Source organism: Streptomyces sp. NBC_01669 (assembly GCF_026339735.1).
Lineage (GTDB): Bacteria > Actinomycetota > Actinomycetes > Streptomycetales > Streptomycetaceae > Streptomyces > Streptomyces yanii.
The window spans coordinates 7,838,451-7,852,184 of the sequence record NZ_JAPEQG010000001.1 but is presented as its reverse complement, the minus strand read 5'-3'; the positions used below and the strand labels follow the sequence as shown (position 1 = coordinate 7,852,184).

Genomic DNA, 13,734 nt, shown 5'->3' with positions numbered 1-13,734 from the left:
CCTGAGAACTGCCCCCGGCCGCAGCTGCGGCCGGGGGCAGTTCTACTCTGGTCGGGACAACCGGCGCGAAACGGGGACGTCCCCATCGGGAGTGAACAGATGGATCACAGCGGGCACGGCATGAACATGGATCTGCCGCCGTTCACGCTGGGACGTGGGCTCCACTTCTCCGCGGACCCCGTATTCCTGATCGGCTGCGTCCTCGCGCTCGGCCTGTACGGCTACGCGGTGCTGCGCCTGCGCAGCCGCGGGGACGGCTGGCCGGTCAACCGGGTCATCTTCTTCACGGTCGGCGTGCTGAGCATCGCGTTGGTGATGTGCACGAAGCTCAACGACTACGGCATGGTCATGTTCAGCGTGCACATGGTGCAGCACATGGTGATCAGCATGCTGTCGCCGATCCTGCTGTTGCTGGGTGCCCCCGTGACCCTGGCGCTGCGCGCACTGCCGGTCGCGGGCCGTGACCGTACGGGCCCGCGCGAGTTGCTGCTCCTGCTGCTGCACAGCCGGTACATGAAGATCATCACGCATCCGGTCTTCACCATCCCGCTCTTCATCGCCAGCCTGTACGCGCTGTACTTCACCCCGCTCTTCGACTTCCTCATGGGCTCGAGGACCGGTCACCTCGCGATGATGGTGCACTTCCTCGCCGTCGGACTGGTCTTCTTCTGGCCGATCATGGGCGTCGACCCGGGACCACACCGGCCCGGCTATGTGATCCGGATGCTGGAGCTGTTCGCGGGGATGCCGTTCCACGCGTTCTTCGGTATCGCGCTGATGATGGCGACCTCTCCGATGGTGGAGACGTACAAGCATCCGCCGGCCTCGCTGGGCATCGACGCGCTGAGCGACCAGAACTGGGCGGGCGGCATCGCCTGGGCGTTCAGCGAGATCCCGTCGGTGCTGGTGCTGATCGCGCTGGTCTTCCAGTGGTACCGCTCCGAGCAGCGGACCGCGAAGCGTGCGGACCGCGCCGCGGACCGCGACGGGGACCAGGAGCTGAAGGCGTACAACGCCTATCTCGCCTCGCTGCAGGCGCGCGGACAGTAGCGGTGGAGACACCTTCCGGGTGACGATGGGGTCCACGGCCGCGCGGCCGACGAGGAGGGTGCGCGCATGTCCGGATCGACGAAGACGATGGGGATGCTCACCGTCGGGGCCCTGGTGGCGGTCACCGCCTACACGGTGGCGCTGGGGAGCAACGGCTGGCTCTGGTTCGGCTGGGTGGTGCTCGGGCTGATCACTCTGGGAATGGTCGCCACGCGCGACACCTGAGCGGGGCCCTTTTCCCGGTACGACGAGCGGGCCCGGCCGGTCGCGGGCCCACCCGTCGACCGGGTTTCAGCGCCCGATCGGGACTTCGGCCAGAACGTTCACCCCGTTCACCCAGCGCGTCGTCGCGTTCGCGCAGCGCACCGCGCCGGCCACCCCATCGAAGCGGGCGTCGGGCAGAGCGAGTCCGATCCGGTATGTGCCCTGGGCGCCGCGAGGGAGTTCCAGTGTGGCGCGCACGGTCGACGGCACGGGTTCCGCATGGTCGTCGGTGGTCTCGGCGCGCCCCTTGGACAGCCAGGTGCGCCAGTCCGAGCCGGTCTCGGCGGAGGCGACGGATCAATATCGTGTGGCCTCTGCTCGGCGGCGGTTGCAACCTCGACCGGGACACCGAACGAGCCATCGAGGATGCCGGTTTCACCGTCGAGAAGGCGCGGCACTTCGATTTTGTCGTCAACGGTCGCACCACCCCCAGCTCTCCATGCGTGATCGGCGTCGCGCGCAAGCCGAGAAATTGAAAGCACCTGGACTCGATGCCCGGACGCAGCCATCGCCAGCCGATGAGCCCGTCCGGGCGGCCATACTGATCGTTTCGGAATGGGGTTCGGAGGCGTCTCAAGCAGATGATGCTGCAGGCGAGTTCGAGGCGGTGCCCTTGAGGAGGATCGATGTGCCGGCGTCGGACTGGTTCACCGAGTTGCGGGTGATGGTCCTCGTTCGGGGCGCCGGTCTGGACGTCCGCGTAACCGTCGGCGTTGTAGTCGCCTGCCGAGACGGCGGTGCCCATGGCGTCGCCGGACTCGGCCGCGCATGGCACGCCGGAGGGGGCGGTGACGCACACGTTGCCGATTATGTGGAATCAGAACTGTCAAGTTCCCAACGGATGCTGTGCCGATCGCTCTCAGGGGGTGCGGGCCGACGGCTCGGTCTCGGGCCCGGGTCACACGGCTGTGCGGCCGCCGTCGACGGGCAGCACCACACCGTGCACGAAACTCGCGGCGTCGCCGGCCAGGTACGCGATCGCCTCGGCGATCTCCCTCGGGGTAGCCGGCCGTCCGGCGGGCGCCTGGGATGCGAGGGTGTCGAGGTCCTCTCTCATGCCTGCCGTGCCTTCGGTCTGCGTCGGACCGGGCTGCACGGCGTTGACCCGGACCCCACGCGGGCCGTATTCGGCAGCCCAGGCTTTGGTCAGCAGGTTCACGGCCGCCTTGCTCGAGCCGTACAGAGCCATTCCCGAGACGCCGAACGCGGCCGCCATGGTGCTGACGTTGACGGTCGCCCCGCTGCCCCGCTCGGCCATCGCTGGCGCGAGTTCCGCCACCAGGTAGAAGGGGGCCTTCACATTCAGCGCGTAGACGGCGTCGAACTCGCTCTGCGGCGTCTGCTCGGTGGGCCCGAACGGGTAGATGCCCGCACCGTTGACCAAGATGTCCACCCGGCCACCGCCCAGTTCGACGGCTTGCCGAGCCAGCTGTCGCGCCGAGTCGGCGTCCAGCAGATCGGCGGCCACGAAATCCGCCGTGCCGCCGCGTTGCCGGATGGCCTCGACGACGGCCCCGCCGCGCCCTCGGTCCCGGCCCGCCACCAGTACGTACGCGCCGCACTCGGCGAGCGTTTCCGCAGCGGCTGCCCCGATGCCGCTGGTCGCCCCGGTCACCAGCGCGACTTTCCCTGTCATCGACGCGGTAGTCACAGCCGCACCCTTCCTTCCCGATGCCACGCCGACTGATCCAAGAGGAACGGGTGGGACGTGAGCGGTTTGTGGTCAGTCGGCTCGCACGATGGTGGCGAGTACGTCGTTGAAGGCGTCGGTGGAGGTGGGGTGCTGGTAGACGGTGTCGCGGAGTTCGGCCACCTTGACGCCGCGCCGCATGGCGAGCGCAACGGTGTTGATGAGCTCCTGCGCGTCCATGCTGAGCAGGGCGGCGCCGGGTGCGCCGCCGCGGCCTGGCGCACGCGGTCGAACTGCTCGTCAGGGGAATCCGGGCGGCACAGCAACGCCTCCTCCCCAGGAAGCTCGAACGCCTCCGGCGCAAGGAACACACACTGCGCATGCGTCTGGCAGCGGGTGAGGTCCACGACGATCCGCATCCCAAGCCACTCCCTCCGTCGCCTCAGCTCCCTGTCTCTTTCTAAGCGCGGGCAGGATCAGGCGCTCACCGGGCTACTCCGCCGGAGCCCCCACGGGGCGCCACAGTCCGGGCCACATGTCGTTCCTGAGCAGTGCCTACGGGTTGCTGGTTGCGGTGTCGATCTTGGTGTGCCGTGCGGCAGCGCAGGGGGCTTGTTCGGCTGGACGAGTGGATGTGGGGCAATGGCCGGCTGACCGGCCGACATGGCGTTGGTGCACCTGGCGTGGCGCAGGATCGGAGCACGGACGAGGCCGTCGCCTACCGCGTGATCACCCTTGGTGAAGGTCGTCACGCTTCGTGCTCGCGGAAATGTGCTGGTGGGCGGCCGAGATCTGGCCGACCAGAACGGCGAACGGCATGTCCAGAGCGGCATAGACCGCATCGGCCGCGGGATCCGCGTTGTCGGCAAGGGCCTCCACCATGAGTGTGGCGTAGTCGCTGACGATGACTCCGGACTGTTGTATGCGCAGCAGGCCTGCCTCCCGCTTGGCCTGGCTGAAGGTGCCCGACGCGTCCACGGCCACATACGCGTCGTACCCGGCGGCCGTGGCCGCGTAAGCGGGCAGGGCCGCGCAGACCTCCAGCGACACTCCCGCGAAGATCAGCTTCTGACGGCCGGTCGCCACGATTGCCTCACGGACCCGGTCGTCGTGCCAGGCGTTGACCGTGCTCCTGTCGATGATCTTCTGTCCGGCGGGCAGCGCCTCCACCAGCTCGGGTGCGGTCGGCCCCCACAGGCTGTCGGCCGCCGTGGTGGTGACGACCAGCGGGATGTCCAGCGCGGTCGCAGCCCGTGCAAGGGCCGCCACGTTGTGCTTCAGCTCGCCGACGGGAATGTCGCGCACTCCGGACAGGAGGCCGACCTGGTGGTCGACCAGCACCACGGCTGCGTTCTCCCGGGTGATCGGGTCCAGGAACTTGCTGCGCTCGTTCATCTTTCCGCTCCTTGAGTCCTGTTGCACCCACGTAGCGTAGTCATAAATCTTGATAGTCAAGATTCGTGACTTCTTAAAGTCTAGGCCGACTTCGTGCCGGAGTGCAAGGGTCGATGGCGGGGCGTGAGCCTCCCGGCCGTTGTCGCGGAAGCTGAGGCCGGGCGGAGGGCGACTAAAATCGCCGGTCACAGGGGCGAGCGGCGGGCGACTGCCGGGACGGGAGAAGGCGTTGACCGGGCTGGAAGCCAAAGATCCGGACATCGGCGTGCTCGCCGCACGACTGCTGTTCTCCGTCCAGCGAGAACTGTACGCCTCACTCGCTGAGCAGGGATTCGACGATATCCAGCCCCGCACCGGAGCCGTACTCGCCCACCTGAGGGCCGACGGCATCCGCGCCAGCGAGCTGTCGCAGCTCTCCGGGCAGCACAAACAGATCATCGGGACACTCATCGACGACCTGGAACGGCTCGGCTACGTCGAACGCCGACCCGACCCCGCCGACCGTCGGGCCAAACTCATCTGCCCCACCGACCGCGGCTTGCTCCAGATGCAAGCCGCCGCATCCATCATGCGCGCCATTGAAGAACGCCACGCGCAAGCACTGGGCGAACCGGAATACACCGCATTCAAAACAGCACTCCGACAGGTCGCCGACCCGCAGCGCGAAACCCGTTGAAACTGGTCCGGGCATGATCCGGCGGGGCCATGTATCAGCAGGCTCAGACCCCAGGGACAGGCTGGTCAACTATCGCTGAGAGATCCCCGTCCGATCTGGCACCGACTGGCCATCGGCCGTGAGATCAGGACACGGAATTTGAAAGCCTGCAAGCACTGAAGGACCTTGCCACCCATGTCACGAGGCAGCGGCGCTTGCCTGTCGATGACAAGCTCACCACCCGGTTGCGTCTGACGCTGAAAGACGCCGGCACCCACGAATCGGTCGTCGCCCACCCCCGCGGCACCGGTGACCGGTTGCCGGCGGACAGGTGCCGCAGCCTGACCCGCTGCGTTGTCTCCGCCGTCCGCCAGGCCGCGACCGAACATGCCCTCCTCGGATTGACGCCCTCGACGACATCTGCCAACTGACCGCCCTGCTCCCCCACCGTGCGGTCCACCCTGGACTGAGACCGTCCGGCGGGAGCCGCGTCAGCGCATCGGCAGGTGCCCGGGTGCTGGGCGCGGCGGGGGTGCAGCGCCTCACGCACAGTCCGCCGGGACACGGTGTCCGGCCTCTTCCTATGCCCTGTTCATGCCTGATTGCGTGGGCGAACCTCCACGATGGGCAGCATGGTGGCGGTGGTGGGGAGGCCAAGCTCGCGCGGTAAGGGGCCGAGGGGCGTGGGGATGTCGGTGAGCCGGTCGAGGAGCGCATCGATGGCGGGTGCGCCCGTCATCGACCGCCGGGCGTTCGTCCTCGGTCAGTGGGATGGCGGCGAGCATGCGCTGCAAGCTCTCCTTGCCACCAGTGCCGCCACGACGCCGTCCAGGCCGGAGGCGCCCTCCGGAATGCGGGCGGATGGTTTCACCTCGCTCCTCCGTGGTGGGACCGGGGACGCGTGGTCACCCACTGGAGTCGGCTCTCCCGTCAGGATGCTCCGTCTCTCCCCGCCCGGGCACGTCGGTACGGTGGTCACCGGCCCCGTTCCCTGCGGGTCACCTGCCGATACGGCGCCACTGCTGGCCCTTTCCCCCGTTGGCCGCCTGCTGCTCGACCGTCGCGCCGTCGGCGGTGGAATCCCCAGTGACGCCGAGAACCAGGCCGCTGCGGGAGCAGGTGACGGTGACGTAGCCGTCGCCGGCGTCGGTGATCTTCCACTGCTGACTGGTGCTGTGTTCGGGCGTCCATTGGACGATCTTTGCGTCGGCGGCCGTGGTGTCGCCCCGGACGGACCAGACCAGGGGTGTGCTGCCGTGGGTGGTGTAGATCTCGTACAGTCCCCCGCCGACGGGGATGAATCGGAACTGCTGGTTCACGGCCGAGTTCGGGGTGTACTGGATCAGGCCGGTGCCGTTGACGGTGGAGGCATCCGGGACGTCGACTGCCTTGCCCGTCTTGCGGTTGACCAGCTGGAAGACGGAGTGTTGGGCAGGCGGCGCGACCGCCACAGATCCGGCGGAGGGGATCGTGACCCGGCTGCTCCAGTCGCCGACGACGACCACGGTGGACCTGCCCGCGGCCCCCCGCAGCGTGGCGCGGGTGACCTGGCCGTTCTTCCACTTCATGTCGAGCGTGAAGCCGCCGCGCACCCCGATTCCCGTGACGGACCCGGCGGCCCAGGCCCGCGGCAGGGCCGGCAACAGCTCCACCCGTCCGGGACGGGACTGCACCAGCATCTGGATCATCGCCACTGGTGTGCCGTAGTTGCCATCGATCTGGAAGACCGAACTGCTGCCGAAGCTGTACATGTTGAACATGTTGATCGCGCTGCCGTGGCTGAAGTTCACCGACGGCTTCAGCACGTCGAGGACGAGCTGGTATGCCTTGTCCGAATGCTTCAGCTTCGCCCAGCACATGGCCCGCCAGGCACTGCCCCAGCCGAAGCTGGCCATGCCGCGTGCCTCGAGCAGCTTGGTGGCGCCCGAAACGAGGGCCGTCGGCGAGTGCTCGACGGCGATGCGGTCACCAGGGAAGAGGCCGATGAGCGGTGACAAGTGGCGATGGGTGGTCTCGCCGAGGTTGTCGTCGCTCATCCACTCCTCGAGCCAGCCGCTGGTGGCGCTGACCTCGGGCATGTACAGCCGGTCCTGAAGCGCGGAGACGGTGGAGGCATAGGCGGAGTCCTTGCCCAGCACAGCCGCGGTGGACCGGTAGTTCTGGAACAGCTGCCAGACCAGTTCCTGGGCGTAGGTGATGCCCCGGGCATTCTGGGGTCCGTGCTCGGGAGACCAATCGTGGTCGTCGACGAGGACCTGTCGCGTGCCGCCGGTCGCGGGGTCGGGCACGGTCATGGTGATCAACCGCGACTCCCAGAACTCACAGGCGCCCTTGAGCAGGGGGTAGATCTTGGCCAGGTGGGCCGTGTCCTGGGTGTACTCGTAGTGCTCGTAGAGGGAGTTGCACATCCACGCGTTGCCGGCCGGGTGCCACCACCAGCCGTTGCCGCCCCAGATGTTCGTGGAAATCGCCAGGGTCCAGCCGGCCACCTTGCCGGAGGTGTTGCGGAACCGGTTGCGGGCGTCCTGGAAGAGGTTCTTGGTAGTGGCCTGCCAGCCGGGCAGCTGAGCAACGCAGTAGTCGGTGAACGCGTCGAAGCACTCGGGCAGGCCCGCCCGGTCCGGCAGCCAGTAGTTCATCTGGACATTGATGTCGCTGTGGTAGTCGCTCATCCAGGACGGAGTGTTGCTGTCGATCCACAAGCCCTGGAGGTTGGTGGGGAGACTGCTGCGGGAGCCGCAGATCGTCAGATAGCGGTTGAACTGCAGGTAGGTCGCCTCCAGCTCCGGGTCCGGTGCGGAACCGGCCGCCGCACGGGCGGCAAGCCGAGCGGGCGTGTCCATCGCTCGCTGCGCGGCGGACGACGTACCCAGGTTCACCGTCATGCGCTGCTGGAGGCGCTGAAAATCGGATACATGCGTGGCCAGCAACGACGTACCGGCGACCGCCGCCGCCCCCGAGGCCTTGGCCCGCGCCGTGTCCAGGGGCACGTGCGAGATGTCCTTGTACAACTGGGACGGGTCGGCCCTGTAGTTGGTGCCCCCCGAGATGATCAGCAGCACCTCGGTGCAGTTGCTGAACGTCACCTTCGTACCGGCCGCCGAGACTGTGCCGTCCTTGCCGGCAGCCTTCACGACCGTCGCGTACTTCAGGTCGTTCGGCAGCGCCGCCGCGAACGACGCCTCCGCGGCACCCGCATTCACCGTCACGGTCTCGCCACGGGTCCCCGACAGCGTCATGGACCCGGTGTAGGAGCCGCCGCCGCTCTGCGACAGCCGCACGACGATCACGTCGTCCGGATGGCTGGAGAACACCTCACGCCGGTACGTCACACCGCCGAGCCGGTAGGACGCGGCCACCAGGCCGTTGCTCATGTCCAGCGTGCGGCGGTAGCCGCTGACGGCGCCGATCGTGTGTGCCGGAATCTCGAGAAAGGCTTTGGCCAGCATCCCGAACGTACCGAAGTCCCCCGTGTCGTACGGGAACTGCCCGTCCGACTGGAGCGCGGCGTTGGCATGGCCGGTCCACAGTGTCGCATCCGCCAGGACCATCACATCACGGGACGGGTCGCCGGTGACGAGAGCACCCAGCCGGCCGTTCCCGATCGGCAGCCCCTCCTCGATGATCCGGTTCTCCGTGCCCGGCTTGGTGTACCAGAGCATCAGCGCGTCGCGCTTCGGCACCAGCGACAGTGTTGCCGGCCGCGTCACCGCGGCAGCGTTCGTGGTGAACTCCGGCAGCGAGGACAGCGCGAAAATCGCACCCAACGATGCCGCCGTGCGCAGTACGCCGCGACGCGACATACCGCCCTCGTCTTCGGCGGGGGGCTGGGAAGGTGTACGACGGGACATGGGCGTGCGGCTCCTTCTGGGCAGGCTGTACCGGGTTCTGGGGCGTCCGACGACCGGGGGCGGCGTCTGGGCAGAAGTGCAGTGGCATTGGCACGTCGTGTCAATGACTTCGACCGATTTTCCTATATGATTTTTCCTCTGCTCAGCCAATCAATGCGCCTGACTTCCAAGCCCCCACAGGCGGCACCGAGCTGCGGTCGCACGTCGCAACCACTCCAGAGAATCGGCTTCCAACCCGGAGATTTACCGCTTGAAGAAGGGCCCTTGCCCCAACCTCCCACCATCGACGTCAAGGCTCACCCGGGAGATGAAGCGCGCCACGGGTCTTGACTGGACGCCATCACCGGTCAACCATCAGTCTCATCAATTTCCTATTTGATTCTCAAGGGAGTGGTGGAGATACGTCTCCGGACCAGAGCGGCACCGAGGTCCGCGTCGCCGTCCAGTCGAAGGGCGATGTCGCCGCGATGTGCTGGGCCGGTGGCGACCCGGGGGCGCACCGGCGTCAACTCGGCTGCTTCTTCGGCTACTTGGGTGGCAAGTCTGCGCAGTCCGGCGAGGGACGTGGGCGGGAACGACGATCCGGCTGTGGCGGTCCAGGGTGACCTGTCCGATGCCGCCCTGCCAGTTCTGGAGTGCGGGGACGACGTCCGGCGGCGCGGAGTTGGGAGCGGCAGCGGGCCGGGCGGCTGGTTCGGCAGCGCCCACGACGACCCTCGGAGCGACCGCGAGCGGGGCGGCCAGGAGTGCACCGGCCAGCAGGTTCGCAGTCAGGACCAGATGTCTTGACAGTCACATGACCCGCCGGAGCCTGTTCCTCGTCGCCCAGCTCACCAAACGCTGGGGCAGCCGCTACAGCCACTGCGGCAAGACCATCTGGGCCGAGCAGACCATCCCCGGGCACGCGCCCGTCCCCGCGGACATCCAACAGGCCTCCGCCTGACCGAAGCGACGCGGCGGACATGCACAGCTCCCGTGGCGGGCCGGAGCTTTCCGGTGGACAGACTCGGCTCGGCCCCTGAACCGCGTCCCTCACCTGGGTAAACTGTTGCTGCCCCGACAAGCCCCGAACAGCAGCAGGAGGCCGGATGCCGCCGCACGACACGTCCGCGGCCGGGGCGCCGCGGGAAGGGAGCGGACGGGACCTGCCTCCCGCACGTCAGGCTCTCTCGGACAGCGTCTACGAGAACATCAAGGCCATGGTCATGGACCATGAGATCGCTCCTGGCGCGCGCGTCGGGATCGAGGCCCTGGCCCGCGCCCTGAGCGTCTCACCGACCCCGATCAGGGAGGCGCTGGCCAGACTGGAGTCCGACGGCCTGGTGGTGAAGAGGGCGCTCTCCGGGTACCGCGCCACCGAGCTGCTGACCCGCCAGGGACTCGAGGAACTCTTCGAGATGCGGCTGCTGCTGGAACCGAAGGCAGCCGCTCTGGCCGCGGTCAACGCCAGCGAGGCTCAGCTCGACGGCATCGAGCGGATCGTGGAGGAGATGCAGTCCCATCCGGGGCCGGCCGGGCGCTATGCGGCCTACCGCGACTTCGCCTCCCTCGACCAGCGCTTCCACGACGCGATCGCGCAGGCCTCCCAACGGCCACTGCTCTCGGACGCGGTGGAGCGCCTCCACTCCCATCTGCACATCTTCAGGCTCAGCAGCGTCCTCGGCGCCGACGACCCGACCCTCGCGGAGCACGAACGCGTGGTCCGCGCGATACTGCGCCGGAATCCCGACCGCGCGGCCGAAGCGATGGCGGAGCACCTCACCCGCAGCCTCCAGCGCCAGCTCAGCCGGGATGAGGAGCCCTGACCGCGCGCGACTTCCGACGTCGGCTCGGCCAAGGCGAGACAGTCCTGGCCGGTGGGCAACCAGGCGTCACAGTCCCGGCTCGTCGACCGCCACTCGGTAGACCCGGGCCGCGGTGCCGGACCACAGGGCCGACTGCTCGGTTTCGCCGAGTGCGGTGGTGAGAGCCCGCGTGTACGCGACGACGTCGGTGCAGCTCGCGGCCAGGGTGCACACCGGCCAGTCGGACCCGAACATCAGCCGGTGCGGGCCAAAGGCCTCCAGCGCCGAGTCCGCGTAAGGGCGCAGGTCGTCGACGGTCCACGATGCCCAGTCGGCCTCGGTGACCATTCCGGAGATTTTGCACACGGTGTTCGGCAGGGCGGCGAGGCGCCGCAGTCCGGTGAACCAGGGCTCGACCGCTTTCGACGAGATGGGCGGCTTACCCAAGTGGTCCAGGACGAAGGTCAGTTCCGGCACGGAGGCGGCTGCCTGGATCGCGGCGGGCAGTTGGTGGGGGAGCACCACGACGTCGTAGACGAGACCTGCGGCTGCTACCGCGCGCAGCCCACGCAGCACATCCGGCCGGGTGAGCCATCGCGGGTCGGGCTCGCCCTGTACCTGGTGGCGGATGCCCCGCAAGTACTCTCCTCCGGGAAGGCCCCGCAGGCGAGCGAGTTCGTCGCTGACGCCGGGTGAGGTGAGGTCCGTCCATCCGACGACCGCACCGATGAGATCGCTGCCGGCAGCGAGGGACAAGAACTCCGGGGTTTCCTCGGTCACGGCCACCGTCTGCACGAGGACGCCTGCGGCGATCCCGGCCGACCGGGCCTCGGCCTCGAAGTCCTCCAGGGTGAACGAACGTCGCAGCGGGGCGAGTTCGGGTCCGGTGATCCACTCCTGGTCGCGTACGTCCAGGTCCCAGAGGTGGTGGTGTGCATCGATGATGTGCATGTTTTGCCTCACTGAGGACGGGGGCCGCCGTCACCGTGTTCTGGCCCTCCGGTTCGAACGGGGCACGGCCACGGTGTCATGCGCTTCGATGTCCGGTATGTCGGTCAGCGCCTCCCGCATACGTCCGAGCACCTTTTCTCTGCTGCTCGTCGATCCTCCTGCTGGTGTGTACGGCGTCGGTCTGCGGGTACAGCGTGTCGTTGAAGCAGGTGATGAACAGCGCGATGCGCATGACTACGTCCCCTCCGGTACCGGCACGTGCGGCGGCAGCAGGCCCTCGCTCCGCAGCGCCTCCCACATCCCGTCGGGGATCGCACGATCCACCTGTGCGGCAGCGTCGTGGACCTGAGCCGCCGAGCGCGCGCCGACGAGGATGGAGGCGATGGCCGGATGCCCGAAGGGGAAGCGCAGTGCGGCGGCCCGCAGTGGCACCCCGTGCTCCTCGGCGACGGCCTGCATGTGCAGCGCACGGCTCACCAGGGATTTCGGAGCGGCGGCGTAGTCGTACGTGGCGCCGGGCTTCGGGTCGGCCAGCAGGCCCGAGTTGAACACGCCTCCGACGATCACACTCTTGCGGCGCGCCGCGGCGACGGGCAGCAGTTCTTCCAGGGCCGTCTGCTCCAGCAGGGTGTAGCGACCGGCGCACAGCACGGCGTCGACATCTGTGTCCTCGAGGAAGCGGGTCAGCATGCGGCTCTGGTTCATGCCCGCGCCGATCGCGCCGACCACGCCCTGGGACCGCAGTTCCTCCAGGGCGGGATACGCTTCCCGGAACGCCTGCTCCTCGTGGTCGTCGGGGTCGTGCAGCAGCACGAGGTCGACGCGGTCGAGTCCGAGCCGGGTCAGGCTCTCCTCCAGCGAACGGCGGACGCCGTCGGCGCTGAAGTCCCACCGCCTGCGGTGGGTCGCCGGTACGGCGAAACCGTGGGCGAGATCGTCCCCGAAGTCCCCCTCGCGCCCGCCTTTCTCACAGGGTACGAGTAACCGCCCGGCCTTGGTCGAGACCGTGTACGTGTCCCGGGGCTTGGCGCGCAGTACGGCGCCCAGTCTCTGCTCCGACAGACCCAGACCGTAGTGCGGGGCGGTGTCGAAGTACCGGATGCCCGCGTCCCAGGCCGCTTCGACAGCGGCGGCGGCCTCGTCCTCGCCAACGGGGGAGAAGAGGCCGGCGACGGCGGCGGCGCCGAACCCCAGGGCGGTGACGGCGACTTCACTGCGCCCCAGGGTGCGGCGCGGCAGTACCGATTCGTGAACGGTGCGGTGCATGCCCATCACTGTCCCGCCGGCCGCAGGCGCAGCCCCTGCATCCCGCCGTCCACCGCGAGGGCGGCGCCGGTCACCGAGGCGGCGGCCGGGGAGGCCAAGTAGACGATGGCGGCGGCCACTTCGTCGGCCGAAATGAGGCGGCCCAAGGGCTGGCGGGCGTTGAGCGCGGAGCGTTCCGCGGCGGGATCCGCGGCCTGGTCCAGGAGGCGGCCCACCCACGGCGTGTCCGCCGTGCCGGGATTCACGCAGTTGACCCGGATGCCCTCCCGTACGTGGTCCGCGGCCATGGCCAGCGTCAGCGACTGGACCGCGCCCTTGCTCGCGCTGTACAGCGCCCGCTGGGGTAGGCCCGCCGTGGCGGCGATCGAGCAGACGTTGACGAGGGCGGCGTGAGAGGAGGCTCTGAGGTGGGGCAGTGCCGCCCGGGTCGTGCGCACCACGCCCATGACGTTCACGTCGAAGACACGGTGCCACTGGCCGTCGTCATCGTCCTCGATGGTGCCGACGGCCCCGATGCCCGCGTTGTTGACCACAATGTCGATGCCCGCGAGGTCCGAGGCTGCCGCATCCACCGCGGTCCTCACCGTGTTGTCGTCTGCCACGTCGGCGCGGTAGCCACGCAGTGGCTCCGGCACCGCCGACGGGTCGAGGTCGAGGACGGCGACGTCCGCGCCGCGGGCCGCGAGCAACCGTGCCGTGGCCAGTCCTATACCGGAAGCCCCGCCGGTGACCAGGGCTTTGAGTCCGGATAGTTCCCTCATCGGTGCGCATTCACCGATCCGGGCGTCGCTGTCGTCGTGCCTGTTCATGTCTGCCTCTTCATTCTCCACACCGCCGCCCGCCAGGAAGGGGCCGTCGATGTCGCGGGTCAGCCCGGAGATGTCGTAG

At 68.5% G+C, this 13,734-nt stretch carries 16 protein-coding genes and 2 pseudogenes; 7 read left to right on the top strand and 11 right to left on the bottom strand.

Annotated elements, in window-relative coordinates; genetic code table 11:
* Positions 1-99: 99 nt before the first annotated feature.
* Positions 100-1,050, top strand: coding sequence for a cytochrome c oxidase assembly protein (locus OG972_RS35255; RefSeq protein WP_266988514.1), 951 nt, complete (start codon positions 100-102; stop codon positions 1,048-1,050).
* Between the two features lie 66 nt (positions 1,051-1,116).
* Entirely contained in the window at positions 1,117-1,275 is a 159-nt protein-coding gene (locus OG972_RS35250; protein ID WP_266988512.1) for a hypothetical protein, read from the top strand.
* A 66-nt stretch (positions 1,276-1,341) separates the two neighbouring features.
* Here OG972_RS35250 and OG972_RS35245 read toward each other — a convergent pair whose 3' ends face one another.
* The gene (locus OG972_RS35245; RefSeq protein WP_266991066.1) at positions 1,342-1,524 is read right to left on the bottom strand and encodes a hypothetical protein; all 183 of its coding nucleotides are present in this window, start codon (positions 1,522-1,524) and stop codon (positions 1,342-1,344) included.
* Positions 1,525-1,619: 95 nt separating this feature from the next.
* Between OG972_RS35245 and OG972_RS35240 the strand changes: the two genes are divergently transcribed.
* Positions 1,620-1,790: a hypothetical protein gene (locus OG972_RS35240; protein WP_266991064.1), complete on the top strand. Its 171-nt coding sequence runs from the start codon at positions 1,620-1,622 to the stop codon at positions 1,788-1,790.
* Positions 1,791-2,014: 224 nt separating this feature from the next.
* On the opposite strand, the pseudogene OG972_RS49310 reads toward OG972_RS35240, so the two are convergent.
* From OG972_RS49310 to OG972_RS35220, 5 genes and pseudogenes are all read right to left on the bottom strand, one after another.
* A pseudogene (locus OG972_RS49310) lies at positions 2,015-2,059 on the bottom strand (hypothetical protein); the annotation flags it as partial.
* Between the two features lie 153 nt (positions 2,060-2,212).
* Positions 2,213-2,950 (bottom strand): SDR family NAD(P)-dependent oxidoreductase, encoded by a 738-nt coding sequence (locus tag OG972_RS35235; RefSeq protein ID WP_266990902.1) that lies wholly within the window; start codon positions 2,948-2,950, stop codon positions 2,213-2,215.
* Positions 2,951-3,037: 87 nt separating this feature from the next.
* Positions 3,038-3,184 (bottom strand): hypothetical protein, encoded by a 147-nt coding sequence (locus tag OG972_RS35230; RefSeq protein WP_266988510.1) that lies wholly within the window; start codon positions 3,182-3,184, stop codon positions 3,038-3,040.
* Between the two features lie 17 nt (positions 3,185-3,201).
* Positions 3,202-3,363: pseudogene (locus OG972_RS35225) on the bottom strand (ferredoxin); the annotation flags it as partial.
* Positions 3,364-3,673: 310 nt separating this feature from the next.
* On the bottom strand, positions 3,674-4,339 hold the full coding sequence (locus tag OG972_RS35220) for an isochorismatase family protein (RefSeq protein WP_266988508.1): 666 nt from the start codon (positions 4,337-4,339) through the stop codon (positions 3,674-3,676).
* Between the two features lie 229 nt (positions 4,340-4,568).
* Between OG972_RS35220 and OG972_RS35215 the strand changes: the two genes are divergently transcribed.
* The gene (locus tag OG972_RS35215) at positions 4,569-5,015 is read left to right on the top strand and encodes a MarR family winged helix-turn-helix transcriptional regulator (RefSeq protein WP_266988506.1); all 447 of its coding nucleotides are present in this window, start codon (positions 4,569-4,571) and stop codon (positions 5,013-5,015) included.
* A gap of 571 nt (positions 5,016-5,586) precedes the next feature.
* Here the strand turns inward: OG972_RS35215 and OG972_RS35210 are convergent.
* Together OG972_RS35210 and OG972_RS35205 are read right to left on the bottom strand one after the other, a co-directional pair.
* The gene (locus OG972_RS35210) at positions 5,587-5,733 is read right to left on the bottom strand and encodes a hypothetical protein (RefSeq protein WP_266988505.1); all 147 of its coding nucleotides are present in this window, start codon (positions 5,731-5,733) and stop codon (positions 5,587-5,589) included.
* Between the two features lie 259 nt (positions 5,734-5,992).
* Positions 5,993-8,845 (bottom strand): glycoside hydrolase N-terminal domain-containing protein, encoded by a 2,853-nt coding sequence (locus OG972_RS35205; protein ID WP_266988503.1) that lies wholly within the window; start codon positions 8,843-8,845, stop codon positions 5,993-5,995.
* A 588-nt stretch (positions 8,846-9,433) separates the two neighbouring features.
* Between OG972_RS35205 and OG972_RS35200 the strand changes: the two genes are divergently transcribed.
* The 3 genes from OG972_RS35200 (at position 9,434) to OG972_RS35190 (ending at position 10,650) form a co-directional block, all read left to right on the top strand.
* Positions 9,434-9,634, top strand: coding sequence for a hypothetical protein (locus OG972_RS35200; protein ID WP_266988501.1), 201 nt, complete (start codon positions 9,434-9,436; stop codon positions 9,632-9,634).
* A 7-nt stretch (positions 9,635-9,641) separates the two neighbouring features.
* Complete coding sequence (locus OG972_RS35195) at positions 9,642-9,788, top strand: hypothetical protein (RefSeq protein ID WP_266988499.1); 147 nt, start codon at positions 9,642-9,644, stop codon at positions 9,786-9,788.
* Between the two features lie 145 nt (positions 9,789-9,933).
* Positions 9,934-10,650 (top strand): GntR family transcriptional regulator, encoded by a 717-nt coding sequence (locus tag OG972_RS35190; RefSeq protein WP_266988497.1) that lies wholly within the window; start codon positions 9,934-9,936, stop codon positions 10,648-10,650.
* 66 nt (positions 10,651-10,716) lie between these two features.
* Here the strand turns inward: OG972_RS35190 and OG972_RS35185 are convergent, their stop codons facing one another.
* From OG972_RS35185 to OG972_RS35175, 3 genes are all read right to left on the bottom strand, one after another.
* Positions 10,717-11,580 (bottom strand): amidohydrolase, encoded by an 864-nt coding sequence (locus OG972_RS35185; RefSeq protein ID WP_266988495.1) that lies wholly within the window; start codon positions 11,578-11,580, stop codon positions 10,717-10,719.
* Between the two features lie 234 nt (positions 11,581-11,814).
* Positions 11,815-12,846, bottom strand: coding sequence for an aldo/keto reductase (locus tag OG972_RS35180; protein WP_266988493.1), 1,032 nt, complete (start codon positions 12,844-12,846; stop codon positions 11,815-11,817).
* Between the two features lie 5 nt (positions 12,847-12,851).
* Positions 12,852-13,607, bottom strand: a complete 756-nt coding sequence (locus tag OG972_RS35175; RefSeq protein ID WP_266990900.1) for an SDR family NAD(P)-dependent oxidoreductase — start codon at positions 13,605-13,607, stop codon at positions 12,852-12,854.
* Positions 13,608-13,734: the final 127 nt, after the last annotated feature.